The sequence below is a fragment of the Scytonema sp. NUACC21 genome (assembly GCF_054684315.1).
Genome location: NZ_BAAFZH010000109.1, coordinates 257,504 through 281,665 on the forward strand (window position 1 = coordinate 257,504; position 24,162 = coordinate 281,665).

The 24,162-nt window shown below is 42.5% G+C and carries 10 protein-coding genes; 7 read left to right on the top strand and 3 right to left on the bottom strand.

Features of this window, described 5'->3' with window-relative positions:
• Positions 1–100: 100 nt before the first annotated feature.
• Together ACYRY3_RS43375 and ACYRY3_RS43380 are read left to right on the top strand one after the other, a co-directional pair.
• A complete protein-coding gene (locus ACYRY3_RS43375) occupies positions 101–361 on the top strand; it encodes a hypothetical protein (protein WP_460208030.1) in 261 nt (86 codons plus the stop codon).
• A 223-nt stretch (positions 362–584) separates the two neighbouring features.
• Positions 585–1,367, top strand: a complete 783-nt coding sequence (locus ACYRY3_RS43380; RefSeq protein ID WP_460208031.1) for a hypothetical protein — start codon at positions 585–587, stop codon at positions 1,365–1,367.
• A 161-nt stretch (positions 1,368–1,528) separates the two neighbouring features.
• Here ACYRY3_RS43380 and ACYRY3_RS43385 read toward each other — a convergent pair whose 3' ends face one another.
• From ACYRY3_RS43385 to ACYRY3_RS43395, 3 genes are all read right to left on the bottom strand, one after another.
• On the bottom strand, positions 1,529–11,842 hold the full coding sequence (locus ACYRY3_RS43385; RefSeq protein WP_460208032.1) for an amino acid adenylation domain-containing protein: 10,314 nt from the start codon (positions 11,840–11,842) through the stop codon (positions 1,529–1,531).
• Positions 11,839–13,431, bottom strand: coding sequence for an MBL fold metallo-hydrolase (locus tag ACYRY3_RS43390; protein ID WP_460208033.1), 1,593 nt, complete (start codon positions 13,429–13,431; stop codon positions 11,839–11,841). The genes ACYRY3_RS43385 and ACYRY3_RS43390 overlap by 4 nt, the downstream gene beginning before the upstream one ends.
• A gap of 1,290 nt (positions 13,432–14,721) precedes the next feature.
• Positions 14,722–14,871, bottom strand: coding sequence for a hypothetical protein (locus tag ACYRY3_RS43395; RefSeq protein ID WP_460208034.1), 150 nt, complete (start codon positions 14,869–14,871; stop codon positions 14,722–14,724).
• Positions 14,872–15,404: 533 nt separating this feature from the next.
• Between ACYRY3_RS43395 and ACYRY3_RS43400 the strand changes: the two genes are divergently transcribed.
• From ACYRY3_RS43400 to ACYRY3_RS43420, 5 genes are all read left to right on the top strand, one after another.
• The gene (locus ACYRY3_RS43400; RefSeq protein ID WP_460208035.1) at positions 15,405–16,439 is read left to right on the top strand and encodes a DUF2235 domain-containing protein; all 1,035 of its coding nucleotides are present in this window, start codon (positions 15,405–15,407) and stop codon (positions 16,437–16,439) included.
• A gap of 59 nt (positions 16,440–16,498) precedes the next feature.
• A complete protein-coding gene (locus tag ACYRY3_RS43405; protein ID WP_460208036.1) occupies positions 16,499–16,879 on the top strand; it encodes a DUF4342 domain-containing protein in 381 nt (126 codons plus the stop codon).
• Positions 16,880–17,287: 408 nt separating this feature from the next.
• Positions 17,288–17,599, top strand: coding sequence for an acyl carrier protein (locus ACYRY3_RS43410; RefSeq protein ID WP_460208037.1), 312 nt, complete (start codon positions 17,288–17,290; stop codon positions 17,597–17,599).
• Between the two features lie 175 nt (positions 17,600–17,774).
• Positions 17,775–19,169, top strand: a complete 1,395-nt coding sequence (locus tag ACYRY3_RS43415) for a hypothetical protein (RefSeq protein WP_460208038.1) — start codon at positions 17,775–17,777, stop codon at positions 19,167–19,169.
• Between the two features lie 130 nt (positions 19,170–19,299).
• Positions 19,300–24,162, top strand: coding sequence for a type I polyketide synthase (locus tag ACYRY3_RS43420; RefSeq protein ID WP_460208039.1), 4,863 nt, complete (start codon positions 19,300–19,302; stop codon positions 24,160–24,162).

Genomic DNA, 24,162 nt, shown 5'->3' on the forward strand with positions numbered 1-24,162 from the left:
GTTTTGGTTGCTGTGCTGTATAATACCTTAATCTCCACGGGTTCTTCATTTTTCTTGTTTACTTTAATAACAGTACTCTCAAGGAAATGAAGACAAATTAATGAATTATAATCGCCGTACTAGCGAAGGAATGGCTTCCTTAGCTTCTAACGTTCTTAATGATCCGCGCTCTAGCGCTACCTGTAGACAACTTGCTGCATCTGTTTTGTCTCAGGCAGCGCCAGCAGATCCTAGAGGTATTGGTCAAAGGAGAACCAGTAAAGAAATGGCAACTCTAGCTGCTATTATTCTTGCAAGTTCTCATTCCCCTTATTTTGCTAAGGAATTGGCAGGTTCTGTCCTTTCACAGAGAGCGCTTTAGATTATTGGTAGGAGCCCCACAGTCATGCCATAAGCCGCAGGCTTAACGGAGTACAGCCGTATCGCGTACACGTCATGTGGGGTATAACATTTTAAGAGATTTAATATACTCTAAAAGCTCCCTATAAATCCCCTGCATAGGGGTTAATTCGAGATAAAAATTAATGGGATATGCACACCCCCTATTTTATACCCCAGTAAACCTAGTAAATAAAATAAATTTTATGGCTCAATGGCAACCAAAACCCAAAATAATTACTCAAAAAATTCCCAATCAGCACGTTTTTCTTTATCAAGGTTTTGCTGAACTGATTAATAATGAGCAAGTAGTTGAAGGCAAAGTTTTTGTCAAAATATCTTGGCATCCATCACCTAATATCAATTTTAAATTTGTCTATTCTGGTGAAGATAGGATTGACTTAGACAATCAAGATAAACTGGAACTAAAGTTAACTGAGCTAGTTCCTCAACATCGTTTAAGAGTACATATCTCTAGTAGTACACACTGGGGAAATAAAAAGAACCAGCTTTCGGGACATTTAACAGAACCTTTTATTCAAGGAAATACAAATAATTTAGCCTCAGTAGTTTTTCATATTCCTAACTTTTTGTGGTTTAATATTTCTAACCACTTTGATTATCAAGAAGATGAACAAGGCAATCCAGTTGAAGACGAAGAAGGTAATCCGGTAGCAATAGAACTAGAAGGCTGGTTAATGTTTGATGGTCAATTTATATTTGACCATGACAACTGGCATATCGTTCTATCAACCTTGGATAATTGTTATGAGCTAGAAGAATTGCTGAAATCTGAAGGAGGTTATGGTGTTACTCACATCTGCAAGATAGAACGTTTAGATAACACTACATTTACTTTAGATGATGCATATGAAATAATTAAAGCCTTTAGTTATTATTTGTCATTTGTAAGGGGGATTTGGATAGCACCCCTTTTGGTATCGGGTTTTGACAGTGAAGGTAATCAATTATTAGAAGAATCAGAGTAGGGCTGATAGGTTTTTCCAGTATACTGCCACAGGTTTTGACGCAATTTAGTCTGACTCATAACACCATCCTTTTTTGCCCAAAAAGAATTCCGAAAAAATACCATCAACACTTGGTTGGAGGAAGGAAATTTCAGGCAGATTAATTAACCTGCCAATTTATGTCAAAACTTCTCTGTTGTGCTTGAGAAGCTATCAGTCTCTTCCGTGAGAGAAGAACGCTTTAGGCGTCGTTTCTCACGAGGAATAAACTGGATTGAAGGTGATTGAACTCCAGCATCTTGTTTTACTAACTTGTGAATGACTTCAGCCATTTCTGCAATGGTAGGGTACTTAAACAACTCCCGTAATGGCAGTTCGATTGAGAAAGTTCCTCGTATTCGAGAAATGAGTTGGGTAGCTATTAGAGAATGTCCCCCTATATCAAAGAAGTTGTCATAAATACCAATCTTCTCTAATCTCAAGATTTGAGACCAGAGAGCAGCTAACGTTTCTTCTGTTGGAGTGCGGGGTGGCACAAATTCTAAAGTAGTCGTGTCAAGAGTGGGTGCTGGCAACTCCTGGCGATCGAGTTTACCATTCGGACTCAAAGGTAAACCTTCCAACTGCACAAAAGCTGTGGGAACCATGTATTCTGGCAATTTTTCCTTGAGGAAACCACGCAATTCTTGAGTATTCAGTACTCCCTCATAAAGAACAACATAAGCAACTAAGAGACTGTCACCTAGTTGGTCTTCACGGATAGTGACTGCCGTTTCTTGAACACAAGGATGCTGAGCGAGCACCGCCTCAATTTCTCCCAACTCAATGCGAAAACCCCGCAGTTTTACTTGATGGTCTAGGCGTCCGAGATACTTAATATTTCCATCAGCTAAGTAACAAGCTTGATCCCCAGTTCTGTAGAGGCGGGTTTTGGGTCTGTCACTCCAGGGACTGGGAATAAATTTTTCTGCTGTCAGCTCCGGGCGATTTAAGTAACCACGAGCAACACCAACACCACCAATGTACAACTCACCTGGAATTCCAATCGCCACTGGTTGACCCTCGTCATCCAGAATATAACTTTGGGTGTTAGCAGTGGGACGGCCTATCGGCACTGTCTGCAATTGGCTGTTGTGTCGCTCACATTCCCAGAAAGTCACATGAATCGCGGCTTCTGTTGGGCCGTAAAGATTGTACAATTCGCACCCCAAATGCTCAAAGAACCGATGTTGTAATTCAACAGATAGAGCTTCTCCACTGCAGAATACCCGCTTCAAACAACTGCAAGTTTCTAACTCCTGCTGTTGTAAAAATACCTGAAGCATTGAGGGGACAAAATGCACTGTGGTGATTTTTTGCTCTTGGATTAACTGTGCTAAGTAAGCACTATCTCGATGCCCACCGGGTTGAGCAAACACCAAACAAGCCCCACTTAACAACGGCCAGAACAACTCCCAAGCTGAGACATCAAAACTAAAGGGTGTCTTTTGCAAAACCCGGTCGGTTGCCGTTAGTTCAAACTTTTGCTGCATCCACAGCAAGTGATGGGCGATTCCCGAATGGGTGTTCATGACTCCTTTAGGTCTGCCTGTGGAGCCTGAAGTATAAATGACGTATGCTAAGTTTTCTGGCTTGACTTGATTGGACAGATTCTGTTGACGTTCCTGGGAAATGACACTCCAATCTGCATCCAAGCAAACTACCCGTGCAGGATTTTCGGGTAAACAACTCAGCAGATGCTCCTGGGTCAATAGCACCGATACCTGAGCGTCATCTACCATGAAGGCTAGGCGTTCTGTGGGATAACTGGGGTCTAGGGGAACGTATGCTCCACCTGCTTTGAGTATTCCCAATAGTCCGACTATCATCTCCATTGAGCGCTCAGTACAAATGCCTACGAGGACTTCTGGTCCTACCCCAAAGGATTTGAGATAGCGGGCTAATTGATTTGCACGGGTGTTTAATTCCTCATAGCTAAGCTGTAACTTTTCAAATACGACTGCAGGAGCGTGAGGTGTTTGTGCGACTTGTGCTTCAAACAACCGATGAAGACATTTATCTTGAGGATATTCTAGTTGAGTGTCATTCCACTCCACAAGTAACTGATGTCGTTCTGCTTGTGTCAGCAGGGGTAATTTGCTGAGTCTTTGGTCTGGATGAGCGACAATTCCCTCTAGTAGAGTTTGGAAATGCCCTGCCATCCGGGTAATTGTATCACTATTGAACAAATCGCTGTTGTATTCCCATGACCCAAGGAGCCCAAACTCTGTTTCTGACATCAACAGAGTTAAATCAAACTTCGCAGTTACATTTTCTATTTCTAAAGGAGTTAAGACGAGACCGGGCAATTCTAATTTGCCCATTGGCGCGTTTTGCAAGCCAAACATAACTTGAAACAAGGGGCTGTGGCTGAGATTTCGTTCTGGTCTTAGCTCTTCGACTAACTTCTCAAAAGGTACATCTTGGTGTGCGTGAGCATCTAAGGTAGTCTGTTGCACCCTTGTTAATAGCTCTCTAAAAGTAGGATTTTCCGTTAGGTCAACGTGCAGTACCAAAGTATTGACAAAAAAGCCAATTAAGGGCTCAATTTCGGTGCGGTTACGGTTAGCAATTGGAGAACCTATGACAATGTTTTCCTGCTTGCTGTAGCGTGAGAGTAAAGTTGCAAAAGCAGAAAGCAAAGTCATAAACAAAGTTGTTCCCGACTGTTGACTTAGGGTCTTCAGTTTTTGAGTTAGCTGGGCATCAAGTTGAAATTCCTTAGTACTGCCTTGAAAGATCTGTACGGGCGATCGCGGTTTGTCTGCAGGTAGTTCTAAAACGGGTGGAACCCCCATCAAATGCTGTCGCCAGTATTGAAGTTGACTCTCTAATACCTCCCCATCTAACCACTGCCGTTGCCATAGAGCAAAATCACCATATTGAATTGACAATTCTGGCAAAGGAGAAGGTTGTCCTTGAGAAAAAGCCTCATACAAGCTGGCAAGCTCTCGAAGCAATATCCCCATTGACCAGCCATCGGAGATAATGTGATGCATCACAATGAGCAACACGTGGGATTCCGATCCTAGTTCCAATAGAGTGACGCACACTAAGGGTCCTACTGCCAAGTCAAAGGGTTGTTGAGCTTGTGCAAATGCCATCCGTTGAACCTCTAACGATTGCTCAACTTCTGGTAAAGAGCGCAAGTTTATTACTGGTAGAGCTAGAGCTGAGACGGGAGCAACAAACTGCACCGGAAAACCATTTACCATTTTGAAGGTAGTTCGCAGGGTTTCGTGTCGGCGAATGATTTCACCGATAGCTTGCTTTAGAGCAGGTACGTGGAGCAAACCATTGAGGTGTACAGCAGCTGGCACGTTGTAAGTGGTGCTTCCCCCTTCTAATTGATCGAGGAACCAAAGTCGTTCCTGTGCCCATGACAGGGGTAAGTTTCCATTCCTGGGAATTGATTCGATAGCTGGTAATGATACTCCCGATTTATCCTGCTGAGCGGCAATAATACACTGAGTAAATTCGGCAACAGTAGGTAATTCAAATAAGCAGCGCAGAGGTAACTCCACAGAGAAAGTTGAACGCACCCGAGAAATGACTTGGGTAGCCAGTAGGGAATGTCCTCCCAATTCAAAAAAGTTGTCGTAAATCCCAATTTCTTCCAGTCCCAGCACCTGAGCCCAAATTTTCACTAGGGCTTCTTCTTCCGGAGTCCTCGGCATTACCAATGCTTCATCCAACTCAGGTCTGGCTGTATTGGGAGTAGGTAGAGCCAGACGATCCACTTTACCGTTTGGTGTCACCGGCAGTGCTTTCAGTCCGATAAACGTACTGGGCACCATGTACTCAGGCAAACTCTGTTCCAGAAAACTACGCAGTTGTGAGAAAAGATGGCGTGTCAATTGGCTTTGCAGAGGGTTATTCGCGTAGCTATTCCAAGGTTGGGACTGCTTTGTTTCTGCCAACACGGGAGGCATTGCAACAGACGCTAAAGCTGAGGAATGTCGTTGAAAGACAATATTGTAACAACTATGTGCTTTGGTGTTTGACCAGCTAATGTTGATAGTGTAAGGTATTTCATCAGCCAAACTCCATACATCTTCAGGTTCTATCCCCTGTTGATGAGACATTTCTTGCAAAGAACTTCGGAGTTCACCTACTGTAGTAAATTCTTCACTGACTTTCGATAATTCTAACAGCTGGACTTGATTCCAAACGCGGGCATTAGGCACATCTTCGATCGCCAGATTTTCTGGTTGCGTCTCTACTAAAATTTGGCGAACAGTTGGTAATGTCAGTTGCGCCTGCTGCCAATTCATAAACTGAGGCTGGATTGTAGGAGAAACTGCGTTGCCTATATGGAGAATAACGTCATAGCGGAAGCGAGTTAACTCATTGTGATAATGACCTCGCTTAAGCTGAATCTCAACTCGAGTAATTTGTGGAAGATAATGCTTAAGAGCAGTGAAAAAGACAGGAGCGATGACCAATTCTTGCTCTTCTTCCAGATTTTTTTGCACGCGCTGATGCCAATCTTTTACGGGCAAGTTATCGGGAACCTGATGCAGCAGTAGGTCAGCATGAAAAGCTTCCAGGAGTACTAAGTTACGTACATCGCCGATAAAGATAAAACCCCCTGGTGCGACAACTTGTACCGCATTTTCTAAGACATTGACTAAGTAATCAATGCTGGAAAAATACTGGACAACGGAGTTAAGGATAACTGCATCAAATTGTTCTGCTTGCAAGCCCTCAAAGTTATGGGCTGGTTTTTGACAAAGTGTGACTTGCGACCAGGAACCTCCCAACTTTGTCATTTGCTCTTGGATATAACTCAAAGCCGTTTGGGAAATATCAGTACCCAAGTAATTTGAGCAGTGGGGAGCAATTCGGAACAACAGCATACCCGTACCGCAACCAATTTCTAGCACGCGTTTTGGTTGTTGCGAAAGAATCCGCGTCACCGTAAAGTCCAACCATTCGCGCATCTCCGGTTCTGGAATGGGCAGACCTGTATAACTGTCATTCCAACCGATGATGTTGAATGTTGAGTCTTGAGTAAGTGCTGACTGACTGTAGGTATTATTAAATATTTGCTCCCATTGAGAAAGCTGGTCTCCATAAAACTCAAATTCTGAGGATTGAGCAGCAGATGAGTTGTTTTGGTTGGGAACTACGTAAGCTACTAACTGTTGCTCACCTGATTGATGTGTTCGGGCAATAACAACATTTTCAGCGACAGCCATGTGCTTGGCTATTGCAGCTTCGATTTCTCCCAACTCAATGCGGAAGCCCCGAATCTTAACCTGAGTATCACTCCGACCGAGATACTCAAGTTCTCCATTCGCTAAATAGCGTGCTAAGTCGCCTGTTTTATAAAGTCGCGCCTGAGGCTGGTTGCTAAAGGGGTTAGTAATGAAGCGCTCTGCATTCAGGTCGGGACGATTGAGATAGCCCCGCGCCAATCCCAGACCTCCAACATACATTTCACCTACAACTCCGATTGGCACTGGTTGTAGGTGTCGATCCAATACGTAAACTTGTAAGTCTGGTATTGGACGACCAATAATACTTTTGTGGGCAAGATTAATATCGGCTGCAGTGAGTGGGCGATAGGTCACATGAACGGTTGTTTCTGTAATACCGTACATATTGACCAACTGGGGAGAGCGATCGCCATAGCGTTCAAACCAAGGTTTCAAGCTTTGAAATTCCAGCGCTTCTCCACCAAAAATGACTAAACGTAGATGCTGAAGTTGTTCAGCACGCCCTAAAGCTTCCTGTGCCCAAACAAGTTGGCGAAAAGCTGAGGGAGTCTGATTCAGTACCGTTACCTGCTCTTTAGATAACAATTGGTAAAACTTTTCTGGTGTTCGGCTCACCCAGTAGGGTACCACAACAAGCCGTCCGCCGTGAATCAGGGCTCCCCAGATTTCCCAAACCGAGAAGTCAAAAGCGTAAGAATGAAACAACGACCACACATCATTTTTGCCAAAGTGAAACCATGACCTGGTTGCTTCAAACAACCGAACAACATTAGCATGAGTGACCAGGACACCCTTTGGTTTGCCTGTAGAGCCTGAGGTGTAGATGACGTAAGCAACATTGTCAGCCCGTACTTGTGCTAGTGGATTCTGCACCTTCTGTTGAGCAGATACACAACAGTCGCTATCGAGGCATAGCACCTGGGCATTATGCTCCGGAAGCTTATTCACCAAGTGCTGTTGAGTTATCAATATTGGTACCCGTGCATCTGCTAGCATGAAGACCAATCGCTCTTGAGGCAAGGATGGATCTAGTGGTACGTAAGCTCCTCCTGCCTTGAGGATGCCTAAGAGTCCCACTATCATCTCAATGGAGCGCTCTACATAGATGCCCACCAGCACCTCGGGTCCTACACCTAAGGCTTGTAGTTGATGTGCTAATTGATTGGCACGGCTATTGAGTTCTTGGTAGGTCAAGGCTGAGTCTTCACAGACCACAGCCAGAGCATTGGGAGTGAGTTCTACTTGCGCTTCAAATAACTGATGAATGCACTTGTCTGAGGTGTATTTGGTTTGGGGATGATTCCACTCTACCAATAACTGATGCCGCTCAGCTTCTGAGAGTAGGGGTAATTCCGCTAGAAGTCGATCTGGATTGATGACAATTCCTTCTAACAAGCTTTGGAAATGCTCGCTCATCCGACGAATTGTAGTGGCATCAAATAAATCGCTATTGTATTCCCACAATCCCTGAAGCCCCTCTTCCGTCTCAGAGATTGCTAAGAGTAAATCAAACTTAGCTGTATCGCTCTCTGTCTTGATGGGAGTTAGAGTTAAACCAGGAAGTTCTAGTTTCTTCATTGGGGCATTCTGCAGCACAAACACGACCTGGAACAGAGGGCTATAGCTGAGAGAACGTTCTGGCTGCAAAGCTTCTACTAATTGCTCAAAAGGCAGGTCTTGGTGGGCATAAGCATCTAGCGCCACCTGCACGAGTTGCCGTAACAGTTGTACAAATGTGGGGTTTCCTTGGAGGTTGGCGCGTAATACTAAGGTATTGACAAAAAAACCAATTAATGGTTCTATTTCCTGGTGATTCCGATTAGCGATTGGCGAGCCAACGACTATATCCTGCTGACCGCTGTAGCGTGCCAATAAGGTGACAAATGCTGCCAAGAGTGTCATGAACAATGTTGCCCCTGACTTGTGACTGAGGGTGACAAGTTTCTGTGTCAGGTGCTGCTCAATTTGAAAATACTCAACTCTTCCTTGATAAGTTTGTACCGATGGACGTGGACGGTCAGTCGGCAACTGTAGTAATGCAGGTGCTCCAGCTAACTGTTGCCGCCAGTAGTTTAATTGGGCTTCGAGTCCTTCACCACTCAGCCACTGGCGCTGCCAGCAAGCAAAGTCAGCATACTGAATGGGTAACTCCGGTAATGGAGAGGGCATCCCCTGGCTAAAGGCTTCATAAAGTGCAGCGACTTCACGAATAAGTATTCCTATTGACCAAGCATCGGAAACAATGTGGTGCATCGTCACAAGCAGTATGTGGGACTGCTCACCTAACCGCAGCAACGTTAAACGCACTAACGGTTCTGTTGCTAGATCGAAAGGACGTTGGGCTTCAGAGGTAGTCCATTGTTGCACTTGAAGCGATCGCTCTTGTTCGGGTAGCGACTGCAACTCTATGACAGGTATGGCCACATTTAAGCTGGGTGCTATCGCTTGAACTGCATGTCCATCTATTGTCAAAAAAGTGGTTCGTAAAACTTCATGACGCCGAACAATTTCTGTAAAAGCTTCTTCTAAAGCACGAATGTGCAGTACTCCTGCCAAATGTAAAGCAGTAGGAATATTGTAAGTAGGGCTTTTTCCTTCTAGTCGATCCAAAAACCAAAGCCTTTGCTGAGCAAAAGATAGAGGCAGTAGTTTGTTCCTAGTCACTGGTTCAATCGCAGGTCTGTGCAATCCCAACTCAGCTTGACGGGTTGCTTGAGTCAGTTCGCTGAGTCCAGCGATGGTGGGTGCTTCAAACAAACTGCGTTGGGGAAGTTCGACTGACAAGGCTTTTCCGATCCGCGAAATCACTTGGGTTGCTAAGAGAGAATGTCCGCCGATGTCAAAGAAGTTGTCGTGAATTCCAACTTGTTCTAAACCCAACACCTCAGCCCAAACAGCTGCAATAATTTCTTCTGTAGGGTTGCGGGGTAAAACCAAGTTTTTTTCTACATTGTTATTTTTATGGGGTATTGCTGATGCCAAAAGTGCTTGACGGTCAATTTTGCCGTTAGGGGTGAGTGGCAATTGCTCCAGTAGCACAAAAACCCCAGGCACCATATATTCGGGTAGCACATCGCTCAAGGCAACACGTAACTCCGAGCTAGCCAATTCCGGTTCGCCAACAACGTAAGCCACAATTTCTTGATTCCCGTCATGACCCGTTCTTGCCAGTACAACTGCCTGCTTGACTTGTTTTTGACGGCTGAGGGCGACTTCAATCTCGCTTAGTTCAATGCGGTATCCCCGGATTTTCACTTGGCTATCCTGACGCCCGGTGAAAATAATCTCTCCCGATGGCAGTCGCTTGCCAAAATCTCCTGTGCGGTAAAGCATCTCCCCCGGCACAAACGGGTTTTCTACAAACTTGCTGGCTGTTAAGTCCGGATTGTGCAAATATCCTCGGGCTACCCCAATCCCGGCTACACAAATTTCCCCAACCACTCCTATTGGTACGGGTCTTAAGTTTTGGTCTAGCAAATAAACGGCTGTATTGGCGATCGCTTGCCCAATGGGGATCGCACCTACAGCAATTGCTGACGGCTCAAGTTTGTAAGTCGTTGCACAAACTGCTGTTTCCGTCAGACCGTAAGCGTTAAAGTAGTTCAATTGATGAGCATAGTAACGGGCATCTTCCAACTGGGTGGCTTCACCCGCAGTAATCATCACCCGCAAATACTTAAAATCAGGTTGCTCTAGGGAGCGCAAGTAGGAAGGTGGAAAGGTGGCTACCGTGACCTTGTGTTTGTCCAAGTAACTGAGAAACTGTTTGCGTTCGCCAATGGTGGGCTTGTCAATTAAGACTAAAGTCGCGCCGCACAACAGCGCCATAAATATTTCTGATAGAGATGCATCAAAGGTGGCGTTGGCAAACTGCAGCACTCTGTCGCTGGGTTGGAGCTCAAAACTTTGAATTTGCGATAATGCCATGTTCACAAAGCTGCCGTGCTCGACCATCACCCCCTTGGGTGTGCCTGTAGAGCCAGAGGTGTAGAGGATATACGCCAAGTCTGAGGGTTGGCTTTTGGATAAGAGCACATCTTTTGGCTCGGAGAGTGCCGACAACTGCACGTCCATAGCAAACATTGGGATGTCCAGCAGGTTTTGCAGTTGGGGTAGTTTGTCTAGCTCCATCAACAACACTTTCACTTCGGCGTCTCGAATCAGCCATTCGGTACGCTCGCTTGGGTTGTCTGGGGCGATAGGTACATAAGTTCCACCAGCTTTGAGAATCGCCAGCAATCCGATAATTAAGCTTTCGGAGCGTTCGAGTAGAACACCAACCGGGTCATTCGTTTGAATGTGATATTGTTTTTGAAGATAGTGGGCCAGCTGATTTGCACCTTCGTCGAGTTCTTGATAGGTGATTGAGCCGTGGGCAGTTTGGATGGCGTGACGTTGTGGGGTCCGTGCCACCTGAGCCTGAAACACTTCATGGATAGTTTGCGGTTGACGAGCTTGCTTTTGACCCACCGCCCAATCCACAAGTAAGTGAGTTTTTTCTTCTACTGAAAAGATTTCTAGTTCTACTAAACGCGTCTCCCGACGTGCATAAGCTGAAAGCACATTCTGCAAATGCCGTGCAAAGCCACTGACAAAAAACTTATCGAAGCGATTCGGGTTGTAGTGCAGTCTCAAACTCACAGATGCTTCGGTGCAAATTTCGATGCCCAAATCATAATGATTCAGACGAGGGCATGAACCGTGAAGCTGGGGTAGCCAAACGATGACATTCGTTTTCAAATAATCTTTTGTTTCATCAGTTGCAATCAATTCTTGCAACGGGAAGTTTTGATAACTATAACTTTTAGAGATAATTTGGGAAATCTCAGCAATGTAAGCTTTTAAAGAATGTTGCTCATCCACTTGAGCAATCAGTGGCACTTGCTCTACGACTGCTTCAAAATCTGAGTTGGCTTTCAACAGTGGAGAATCGATTAAAATAGTAGACTTCCCACTATAACGACTACACAAGTAAACAATGGCTGAAACCACAACCACATAGGTTGCTAAGCCATCTTTTCGGGTAATGTCGTTGATGGTTTGGGTTGCTGTTTGATTTAACTCTAATTCGTGGGTTTGTTTTTCACCTTGGCTGGATAAGCCAGCTTGGCTGTTTCCCTCCAACACAAAAGGTGCTGCCATCTGACCCAGTTGTAATTTCCAAAAATCAGAGTAGGGCTGATAGGTTTTTCCAGTATACTGCCACAGGTTTTGACGCAATTTAGTCTGACTCATAACACCATCTCTTTTTGCCCGAAAAGGAATTCCGAAAAGATATTTCTTGACTTGCATTCAGCAATTAACCGATTGGATTCAACTATTGGGTTAGAATCTTCTTGGAGTTCAAGCCCTAAAATATATCTCAGCCAAGGTTCTTGCCCCATTGCGTAAACATAAACTTCTTGGGGATGGAAAAAATCGACTAATTGTATAGCCTCCTTATAATTACAGCCTCGTCCTAAACGGCTGCGATCCATTGCTCGCGGCAAGGTGGAGTTAAAGAGTGGGTTGTAGACCCAGGAAGGGGGTGAACCGTCACATTCCATGCCCAAAAACATCAAATCTATATCACCTACAAATGAGTGGATGCGGTTATACAAAATTGGATCTATATTGCAGGAATCTGCCAACACCAGTATGGAACGGTCGAACAGGCGCACTAAATAAGTCAATTTGCTACAAACTAAAAGGTCATGATGCTCGCCAATGAATGGAAGTCCAACAATGGCACCTCCAGGAATTGCAATCTCGTCTAGTTCCCTCAATTCAATCACGTTTTTGAAACCAAGATGTTTCAGCATCAAAGCAAGAGAGGGGTCTTGAAGAGAGCCTTCATAGTTATGACCTACAACAACGTGTCCTACTTTATGCCTTAATTGAATTAAAGTTTCCGGCAAACAGTGGTCTTGATGGCTGTGAGTAATCAGAACATAATCGATCCAGCTAGGTAAATCCTGGTAGGTGTAACGCTCAATCTCTGATTCATAAGCGTAGCTGATTACGGGATCGAATAAGATGCTAACATCTTTTGTTTCCAACAATATACAGGCATGACCGAAATACCGAATTCTCACTCCATCACCACTATACTTTTGGGGGGGTAATGGAGGCTGTTCTGTGAAAAATGATGCAAAAAGTTCTTTATCTTCAATTGCTATACCCAATTGACTGTAGATGTAATCATAGGTTTGCGGTACAGCCCTCATCTTAAACAACTCATCCAATCCCTGATGAGCAAACGGAATTGGTAAATGAATTGTCTTGTCACGCTGCAACCTGGGCGTACTGAAAATAAATGGACGACTGCGATCGCATTCAACCTTAGAGAGTGCAATACTCTGACAGGTTACATCATAAAAGTGGCTGCGATAAAGAAGTGGTTCAAAAAATCGGAATGTCGGGTTATTGTTCAGGTCATAGCACAGTTCCACATATCCTTGAAGAATGTCTGGCACTTTGGCATAAAGGGGTTCCAGACTGTAGCCTTTGGCATCTGAGTTTAAAAGTGTTTGTAGCTGTTTGACTGCACTGACAAAGTCAATTAAGTGTCCGTGCCGTTCTTTGGTTTGTTGCAAAAGTTCTTTAACTGCCGAAACCCATTTTCCATCTAGTGCTATGAACGGACCACCTTGCATGGCTGGGTTTTTCAGAGCCACAGCATGGAGCTCTGGAGAATTGATATATGAAGTCATTATTGCCATATGGCGTTCAACCATATTCATGGCAGCAGTTGCTGGGGGAATTAGCGCGATCCATGCCACCCACATATTAAATAGGGGTTCAACTTGGATATCCTGCCTGAGGTACAATTTTTGGCTCGACATTACATTTACTTGTAGTGAAGGGAAATTTAATGACGATATCTAAATAAACTTCGTTTCAACAAGTGGCTCGCCACAAATAAAGTGAACTAGTTGAAGCCCTCTTTTTTATTTGTCATCGATTTAGCATCAGGATTCTAGCTATTTTTACATTCCTTAACGTAAGTTACTTTTAATTGCGCTTACCTACTTATTAATCTTGTTTGCTTTTTCCTGTAACATAGGAAACATACACTGTAAAAAGTATATCTCACAAAAGTTTCATAATACTTTAATTTTAATGATTATTATTTTTTATAAAAGGTGTAGGAGAGTAATATTAATTTTTTCATGGAAATTTACTGTCTATACATTGCATAAATCACCTTAAATACGTTTTGTACAGAACCATCAAAAGTATAATCCATATATAAATATTTTTTATATATAAAAATATTTTAATTATTTCTTCAGCAATAGTTAACCTCAAAATGAAATAGTCAATTTTTTCTAAACATAAAGAAATGCAACCTTATGTAAACGAAGATAAGCTTATGTAATTTTTTAGAGAAAAAGTAGAGAGGGTTAACGTAAATAAGAATTTGAATGCAGCCATATTATGGCATCTGCAAAACCTTCAGTTCATCCACTTGAATCATATTATAAGTTCCATCCTAAAATCACGATTTTCAATAAAAAACAGATAACAAGCCTCTTCCTTAGATATATCAAGGGTTTTAGACGATTATCTGATGAAAAGAAAAAACAGCGTTATTTTGTGTCTTTCTAGCTTTATCTAGGACTGACGCGCTGTCATTAGCTAACGCAGCTACATCCTTAATGAAACTTTATTTAAAAAAATTTACAAAACCCCATAAGATTCTCACATCTCGGGTGTAGTCTCAATAAAGTTACTATTGGGACGAAATAATGTATCTCAACAGTTCAAACTGAAGGTTTACCTCAATTCACATAATCAAATTTTTAGCTCTGTAGCAATGGATGGCAGTGGCCAACTTTGGCGAACGCATAATTTATATTTTCTTTAGCAATGCCTGCGATTCCCAGGAAATACAACATTGGGCATATTTCGTGTTTCTTTCTTGAGACCATTTCCATATAAATGAGGTCTCATCCAACCCCCTATAATCCCCCAAGGTATCAAAGGGAAGGTGTTTTAGCCCTTGGAGCAAACACTTTATAATTTTAGAATAGAAATGATATGAGTTTTCAATAGCTCAGAAAAACATTATCTTCTCGAAGAGGGTGTAAGCAGAGTTAAGACAGTTAAGACAGTTAAGACAGTTAAGACAGTTAAGCAATATCTCTACTTTTGTTACTCTCTGAGAAGTAAAATACGAGCGACAGTGCTTGCAGATATTTTAAGGCTCCAGCCACAAATAAATGTAGTGCTAGAAGTATTGCAGCACAAAGCACGACTATCGCACGCCACTTGTCGTTCATATATCTATACGTAAATGAAATATGTTCCACTGTTAGAGACAGTAGTGTAAGATATTAGCGAACCCATCGTTAGCAGGTAAAAGCTAGTAAACTTGAATTATGTGAACAATAGTTAAGTATGGGATATCATTGAAAAAATTTACGTATTATGTAAAAAATATGACTTCAGATACTCATGTACGGTAAGAGACTAGAGGAATTAAATTTTGCAACAATTCAGGTCAAATCAAATACTTTAGCTTTATAAAAAAAAGATAAAGTTATATAGATTGCACTAAAAACTGTTGTTGACTTATTACACGAAGACTAGTTTTCGTTTTTAGACTGACGTTCAATATTAAATCCGCTATCCCATAGTTGAGAACTTAGGCTAGTACACGCGTCGCAGCGTTAATCTTAATTACGAGTATTCAAACAAAATTTGTTATGGGAGCATTTTGCTACTTGGCAATTTTGATTGCTTGTACACTAAAAGAAAGTATCTGGAACAAATTTTTCGTCGTACAGCTTTTAATGTTAGGAGAGTTTACACTGTGAAACGTCTTGTAGTTTGTAGTGAAGGGACTTGGCAAAAATTAGAAAGCCCTTATCCGTCTAATGTGGTAAAGCTAGCTCAAGCAGTGAAACCAGTTGCTGATGACGGAATTCCACAAATCGTATTTTATGATGAGGGAATTGGAACTGATAGTAATATAGTTGAACAGATGTTAGGGGGAGCCACTGGATCGGGAATTGATAAGAATATCCAGGATGGCTATCGTTTTCTTTGTCTCAACTATGTTCCTGGGGATGAAATTTATCTGTTTGGCTTCAGTCGTGGCGCTTATACTGTCAGAAGCTTAGCTGGTATGATTTATTGTTCGGGATTGCAATCGCGCTCTTACATTTCAGAGGCACCAGAAGCTTACGAACTTTATCGCAACAGAGGTATTAAACCCAAGGATCAAGAAGCCGTTGATTATCGCCAGGAACACGGCGAGCGCGTTCCAATCAAGTTGCTCGGTTGTTTCGACACTGTCGGTGCGCTTGGTATCCCACCACTTGCCATTTCCCTGGGAATTGGAGCGCAGTTCAATCAAAGGTACAAATTCCACGATACAACTTTAAATCCATGCATCGAAAATGCATTGCACGCAATGGCGTTAGATGAGTTTCGTGATGCTTTCACGGTAACTCCCATGACAAAGAACCCCAAAGCAGAGAACCAGAGGGTGCGTCAAGTTTGGTTTCCAGGCGAGCATGGCTGTGTTGGTGGTGGGACAGAAGAGTACAGTGGATTATCAGACGCAGCATTGCAGTGGATGATAGATTCAATTCGCGAGCTTGGATTGGGTCTAGATTTAGATCCAAGCGCCATTCCAAGCGGTATTAACCCTGACTGTGAATGTGATTTTAAAAACGATCCTGGATTGTTCTTATTGGGGGGAGTTCGCGATCGCCAGGTAAACCCTGAGTTGGATGAGCTTCACATAACCGTGGTTAAGCGTTGGAAAGCTCGAAAAGAATACCGTCCTCGAAGTTTAGCAAAATATGCAGATAAACTGAGTGAGATATTAGACAAGCTGTAGAAAATATTTTCTTCATCTTCAGCTTCTTAATGTTTATACTGTCAAAAGGAAACATAAAAATGAGAAAATCAACCAATAAAAATCAGGAAGAAGTAACTACTACACAAGAAATTACAACTATTAAACTGGAAACAATCCATACAGAATCCTCCGATGCTGATGTTGTTGTAAAACCAAAAGTTCGTGTAGAAGAATTAAGTATTGGTAGCAATCTTATTGACGATCTCAATCAACTAGTATATCAAGCTAATATTAGGAGGATTTTAATTAAGACAGAGGATGGAAATACGCTGTTAAACATTCCCTTAACAGCAGGGCTAGTAGGTGGAGCCCTGGGTTTGTCTTTCTTCCCCTTAGCATCAGTGTTGGGTAGTGCTGGTCTGTTGGCTACTAACTTTTTGTTTACTCGTGTAAAAATTGTAGTCGAAAGGGAAGAGTAGACAAACTAAATTCCTTAATGAAAAATTTCTCTACTAATATCAGTGAGGTTTAGATGTACGTTAGACAATGCTGATTTATCTGACATCTTCCAGCAGGTACCTACAATCGAGCTAACTTTTTAGGGTGGGCGCTGCCCACAGATGACGAAAACGTTCATTTTGATGTTGTAGGCACTGCCCACCCAACTCATATTGAGAGAAAGATATCCCACTGAGATTTATGACAGTTTAGATGTCACATATATGATGAATTGAGTGAAAACGCTGACTTAAGAAGGAATCTTGGTAAAAAAACACAAATCATCAATGAGAAATTAGCAGAAAACTAAGATTTGCTTCATTGACTGTAATTAAGCATCAAAAATTTGCAGAAAACCCAGTATTTTCTTAAGTAATAAGGTGAGAGCGATGGACAGCAAAATTATTCAAATATCAGACAAATTTGAGTTGGAAAAAAGCCAGAATAATTCTCTGCAAAAGCCCCTCACATCAGACGAAATACAAGATTGGTTGGTTTCTTACATGGCTGAATTATTAGAAGTCAATCCAGATAAAATTAATACGTCGATTCCTTTCGATCGCTACAATCTCAATTCCTCATCAGCTATCGAATTAACTGGAGAATTGGAAGACTTGTTAGGGAGAGAATTACAACCTACTTTAATTTATGATTACCCTAATATTGAAGCTTTATCAAAAAAACTAGGTAGTTCAATGTAAAAAATAGGAAAAATTAGGGTGTGTAAAGCAAAGCTGTCATACACCCATTTGTTAAATTTCCTGACATTTGTTTGTCTTGGAAGACAAAAGACAGAATTAATGGAAAATTTTGTTGACTTTTTCTCTAAAAAAGTAAGTCTTAGGCTTAAGTTATCAAAAAAAGGAATGATAAAAAATGCCAGAAGCTACCGAGGGAAAATCTACAAGCGATCGATCTTTAAAAGTAGATCGAACAGTGTCACAAAAACCTGTTAAACTCATACAAAGTGTTTATGAAAATAATCTTAAATCTGGTTATACAGAGACAATTCACGAGTTAGATAAAAAATTTGATTACGATAGTAACAGCGATAAATATTGGAGTGAACCTCAGCAATCCCTTCTATATGGTACACCGCTGTATGAAGCAAGTTCTTCTTCACAAAAATTAGCTCTAAATCACCTGTACTGGGCAACACAATATAGCAAAATAGCTACTGATGAAATCACAGCCTTGATATTCAATCCAATGACGGGTAGTGTTTTCTCTAAATTCCAAGACCTGGGAACTCTCTGTCAAGAATTAGACCTGGAAACAGAGCAAGAACGCTATCATATTCACGCCTTTCAAAGGATTAGCCGCTTAACGAAGAAAGCTCTAAAATGCGATCGACTAAAGCAATCCACTGTAAAAAAATCTTCGATACTAGATAATAAACATAACTACTTCTCAAAGCATGATTCTTTTGTCGCTCGTTTTGAGATCGAACGTTCTTTGCGTAAGTCATCTTATTCGAGCTTACGGTTCATTAATAAATTTTTGTTAGAAACACAAGAGAAAGAACCTTGTAAATTTTTACAAGAACTAGAACAGCAGAAAGAGGGTGTTCAAATACCAGTAAATGGAGTCTTTAGCAAATTCCCATTTCGGTATCAAACAATGCAACTGCTAACTATCAACTTTGGGACTTCACCTTTCTTAGCATCTACTTATTATGCTATCCGCTTAATTGCGAATATGATGCTCAAGAACTGGGAATACAATTACGTTCAATATTTTAGGCAGTTAGAAAAAAACGGGGAGTTTATTCCAGCGCCAACATCTGTCTCCTATTGGCATTTTTTGGATGAGTCTTTCCATACTACAATTTCCAAAACTATTAGTCTTGATGTGTATAAGTTGTTCTCCAAGCCAACAGCTTATGAGCAATTTATTGCTAATATGTCATATTATGCCATGCAACGGAATCTTAAGGGACTTTCTGGTGCTGTTCCTTACCGTTTTATTGAAGATGACCCTTCTTTTTTAGATTTTATCTACCAGATCCTACAAACTCCCGTCTTTAATATGTCTGCTTCTGAAGCACTCTACTGGTTAGAAAAATGCTTCTGTCAAGAGCATGAGGGTTTTCATCTGACTTTGAATCATCACCAGAGGTTACTGTCAAATCTCCGCCAAACCTTTGCTGATGTTGATTATCTGTGGCCTGTAAACCGGGAAATGCGTTTGGTGAGTTCAGGAGCGAGTATTAGTAGATCGGTTCATCATAACATTAAAGCTTTTAAAAGATTTTCTCAATCTGTTGCCTAAATTCAGTAGCCAGTCATAGGTGGTTTTGGATGAATAGTACGTTATAGCTTCCCTCCCCACATCTCACTTATCTGCTAACTATCAATGTTGTACGACCACAAGTATCCATTTTTAAGGTGATTAAGTGTAAATGGAACCCATAGCAATTATTGGTCTTGGCTGTCGCTTTCCTGGTGCTGAGAATCCAGAGTCCTTCTGGCAACTTTTGCATAACGGGGTAGATGCTATTACTGAAGTACCACCAGAGCGATGGGACGTTAATGCGTGTTATCACCCAAAACCAGCTACACCAGGTAAAATGAACACTCGCTGGGGTGGCTTTTTAGAGAAAGTGGATTGCTTTGACGCTAGTTTTTTCGGTATTTCGCCTGGTGAAGCAGAGCGTATGGATCCCCAACAGCGGCTGGTTTTGGAGGTCGCCTGGGAAAGTTTAGAAAATGCAGGAATAGCACCGTCAAATCTTTCTGGTACTCAAACAGGGGTTTTTCTTGGAGTCGCCAACTACGACTATAGCAAGTTACTGGCAGCAGATTACAGCCGTATGACTGCCTATGATGCCACAAGTAATGTTCTATGTATTACTGCTAACCGCTTATCTTATATTCTAAATCTACAAGGACCGAGTTTGGCGATCGGCAGCGCTTGTTCTTCTTCATTAGTGGCATTGCATTATGCTTGTAGAAGTTTGCAAAGTGAAGAATCTGACTTGTGCTTGGCAGGAGGGGTAAACTTAATTTTGTCTCCTGAGGCAACCATGAATTGCTCTCAAGCTTTGATGCTTGCACCCGACGGTCGATGTAAGACATTTGATGCGAGTGCTGACGGTTATACTCGTGGAGAAGGATGCGGTCTTGTTGTACTTAAACGTCTTTCTGATGCTAAAAAAGATGGAGACAATATTCAGGCAATTATCAGAGGTTCTGCAGTTAACCAGGATGGTCTTAGCAATGGACTCACAGCCCCTAATGGTCCTTCTCAGCAAGCCGTTATTCGTCAGGCTTTGAAAAATGCCCTTGTAGAACCTGCCCAGATTAGCTATGTAGAAGCTCATGGTACTGGCACATCTTTGGGTGACCCAATAGAGATGAATTCTATCAAGGCTGTATTCCTGGAAAACCGCCAACAGAACAAACCATGTTGGGTTGGTTCTGTCAAGACTAATATTGGTCATTTGGAAGCAGCAGCTGGAATTTCTGGTTTGATAAAGGTAGTGCTTTCCTTAAAACACGAAGAGATTCCACCCCATTTACACTTAAAGCAGTTAAACGCATACATTAAAATTGAAAACACTCCTATAGCGATTCCTACTGAGGGACAGCAATGGGGTCGCGAACAACAAAGATTTGCTGGGGTGAGTTCTTTTGGATTTGGTGGAACCAATGCACATATTATAGTTGAAGAAGCTCCTGCATTCCCATATCTTGTAAGAACCATCGACCGCTCGCGGCATATACTGACCTTATCGGCTCAAAGCGAGCAAGCCTTGGGGGAACTGGCGCAAAGGTATAGAAATTTCTTGGCATCTCATGCCGATCCTGAAGTATTGTTAGGAGATATTTGCTTTACAGCCAATACTGGGCGATCGCATTTTCACCACCGTTTGGCTGTTGTCGCTGAGTCTGCATCACAGTTATGTGAAAAGCTGAGCCTAGCCTATTCTGAAAACACTCCTCAACTTATTAGAGGTGAGGTACTTAATAAAAAGCGTCTAAAAATTGCATTCTTATTCACAGGTCAGGGGTCACAGTATATTAACATGGGGCGTGAACTTTATGAACAGGCTCCTACTTTCCGCCGAACCGTAGACAAATGCGATGAAATTTTACGCCCCTACTTAGGAAAATCCCTGCTTAGCATCTTGTATCCCAAATCAGGAGAAACTTCACTAATTGATGAAACTGCTTACACCCAACCTGCTTTATTTGCCATTGAGTATGCTCTAGCGGAATTATGGAAATCTTGGGGCATTACCCCCAGCACAGTCATGGGTCACAGTGTGGGAGAATATGTTGCTGCTTGTATAGCGGGTGTATTTAGTTTAGAAGATGGTCTAAAACTGATTGCCCAACGGGGACGTTTGATGCAAGCACTTCCCCAAAATGGCAAGATGATAGCAGTGATGGCATCTCAAAGCCAAGTTCAAGCAGTTCTAAATGATTGTGGCGAAAAATTGACGTGTTTGGGAGAGCCTTCCGTAGGGAAGCCGGATAAAGTAGTGGCCATTGCAGCTATTAATGGTCCCCAAAGTCTTGTGATTTCCGGGGAGTATCAAAGTATTGATACTATCTGTGCAATTTTGGCAGCACAAGGAATCAAGACAAAGCCATTACAAGTGTCCCATGCCTTCCACTCTCCGCTAATGCAACCTATATTAGCGGAGTTTGAAAGTGTGGCTGGGGAAATCACTTACTCACCGCCTCAAATTCCCTTTATTTCCAATCTCACTGGAAAACCTGCTACGGTGGAAATCACCACTCCCAGATACTGGTGCGAGCATTTGCTACAGTCGGTGCAATTTGCAGCAAGTATGGAGCATCTGTCTGAGAAAGAATACAGGTTTTTTGTAGAAATTGGTCCCAAACCCATCTTATTAGGAATGGGTCGCAACTGTCTGTCAGCACTCAAGACAAACAGCGGAGAGACTGTACATTGGCTACCGAGTTTACAACCGGGTCAATCGGATTGGCAGCAGATCCTGCAAAGCCTTGCAACATTATATGTGCATGGAGTAAAAGTAAACTGGTCAAGCTTTGACCAAGACTATCCTCGGCGACGGGTAGAACTACCGACTTACCCATTCCAGCGTCGGCGTTACTGGGTTGAGAGAGGGCAACAGGGCAACCAAACAAATGGATCTTTATCCCCTCAGCTCGCCCAAATGCCAATGCTCAACCTCTTGCACAAAGGTGAGACGGAAAAGATTGCTCAAGAGTTAGCAATGACAGGAGAACTTTCAGAAGATGAGATGCAATTACTGCCTAAAGTGATGGAACTCCTAGTTAAGAAACACCAGGAGCAACTAAGCGCTAGTAACATTAATGATTGGCTCTACCACCTCAATTGGCAAGCCAAACCCCTAAACAGTTCCAAAAAGACTATAGTTACAGCGACTGGTAGCTGGCTCATTTTCGCTGACCAAGAAGGGGTGGGGCAAACTCTAGCCAAACTTTTACAACACCAAGGTCACAGTTGTCTCCTTATCTATGCTGAAGAGATTTATCAGAACAAAGGAGGCGGAATTTGGAGCCTCAACCCATGTCAATCAGAAGATTTTGAGCGTCTGTTCCAGGAAGCCATAGAAATCCTCAAATTACCTTTGCAAGGAGTTGTTCACCTTTGGAACTTAGACGTAACGCTGTTCAATGAGTTGACCATCTCTACCCTGGAGAAAACACAGGCTTGGGGATACGCTAGTGTACTGTATTTGGTGCAAACTTTAGTTAAACACAAGCCGCTAAGTTCGCCCAAGCTTTGGCTCGTTACTCGAGGAGTGCAGCCAGTCAAGTCGGAACCCAGTTCTCTAGCAGTGGCACAATCTTCTTTGTGGGGATTGGGCAGAGTGGTGAGTTTAGAACACCCTCAACTTTGGGGAGGAATGGTAGATTTAGCTCCTAAAGGGACAGCTGATGAAGTAAGGATGCTGTTGACAGCCATTGAGAATTCACCAGACACAGACCATATCGCTATACGAGAAGGAAAGTATTATGTTGCTGCTCTAGCACCACGTCGATTGTCAAAATCCTCAAAAGTTAAGATAAAGTCAGATAGCAGTTACCTGATTACTGGTGGGCTTGGGGCATTAGGGCTAAAGGTCGCTCAGTGGATGGTCAAGCAAGGGGCAAGATCTTTAATTCTGACCGGACGTAGTGCTCCTTCCAGTGAGGGACAGGAGGCGATCGCTCAAATGCAACAAGCAGGGGTGAAGGTTTTAGTTGCACAAGCAGATGTGTCTGAACAAAGCGATATGCTCAAAGTCCTCAAGGATCTTGAGGGCTGCATGCCACCCCTGGGAGGAATCATTCATGCTGCTGGTGTCTTAGATGACGGAATCTTGTTACAACAAGATTGGCAGCGCTTTTTACGAGTGATGGCTCCAAAGGTCAAAGGGGCGTGGAATCTACATATATTGACGAAAGATTTGCCGTTAGATTTCTTTGTTGTATTTTCTTCCGCCGCCTCTTTGCTTGGTTCACCAGGGCAAGGAAATTACGCCGCAGCTAACGCTTTTATAGATACTTTAGTCTATTATCGTCTCTTTTTGGGTCTGCCAAGCTTAAGCATCAACTGGGGACCTTGGAGCGATATTGGTATGACAGCTCGTTTAGGCAGTCATTACCAAAACCGTATGACTGGGCGGGGAATCAGTTCCATTTCTTCAGAACAGGGATTACAGGTGTTAGAGCAGTTATTAGGACAGGTATGGGGACAGGTTGGTGTAATTCCCTTTGATTGGTCAACCCTAAAGCGGCAGTCTAGGACAACTCCTCAATGGTCGTTATTGTCCGATTTAGTTCGTGAAAACGGGTTGCAAGAGGAATTTAAACAAGTACGAACACAAACAGAATTTTTACAACGATTAGAACAAGCAACCGCAAGCAAACGTCAAGAACTTTTATTAGCCCACGTACAAGCTCAAATTGCTCAAGTGCTGGGACAAGAACCATCTCAGTTATCAACAACTCAAAATGTTTTTGAGATGGGAATGGACTCTCTCATGGCAGTTGACTTCAAGAATCGTTTGGAAATGTCTTTAAATTGTTCTCTTCCTGCAACTTTAGCAATAGAGTTTTCTACTATAAAAGATATTACTGACTATTTGGTAAACGAAGTCTTCAAGTGGAACCAATCTGTTGTTTATGCTGAAAGACCACTGAAAGAAGAAGAGCAACGAGATAGAGTTTTATCAAAGATAGAACAGCTTTCCGATGATAGAGTAGAAGAGTCGCTTTCGGAGGAACTGGCAAAATTAGAAATCTTACTGAGAGGTCAGTAA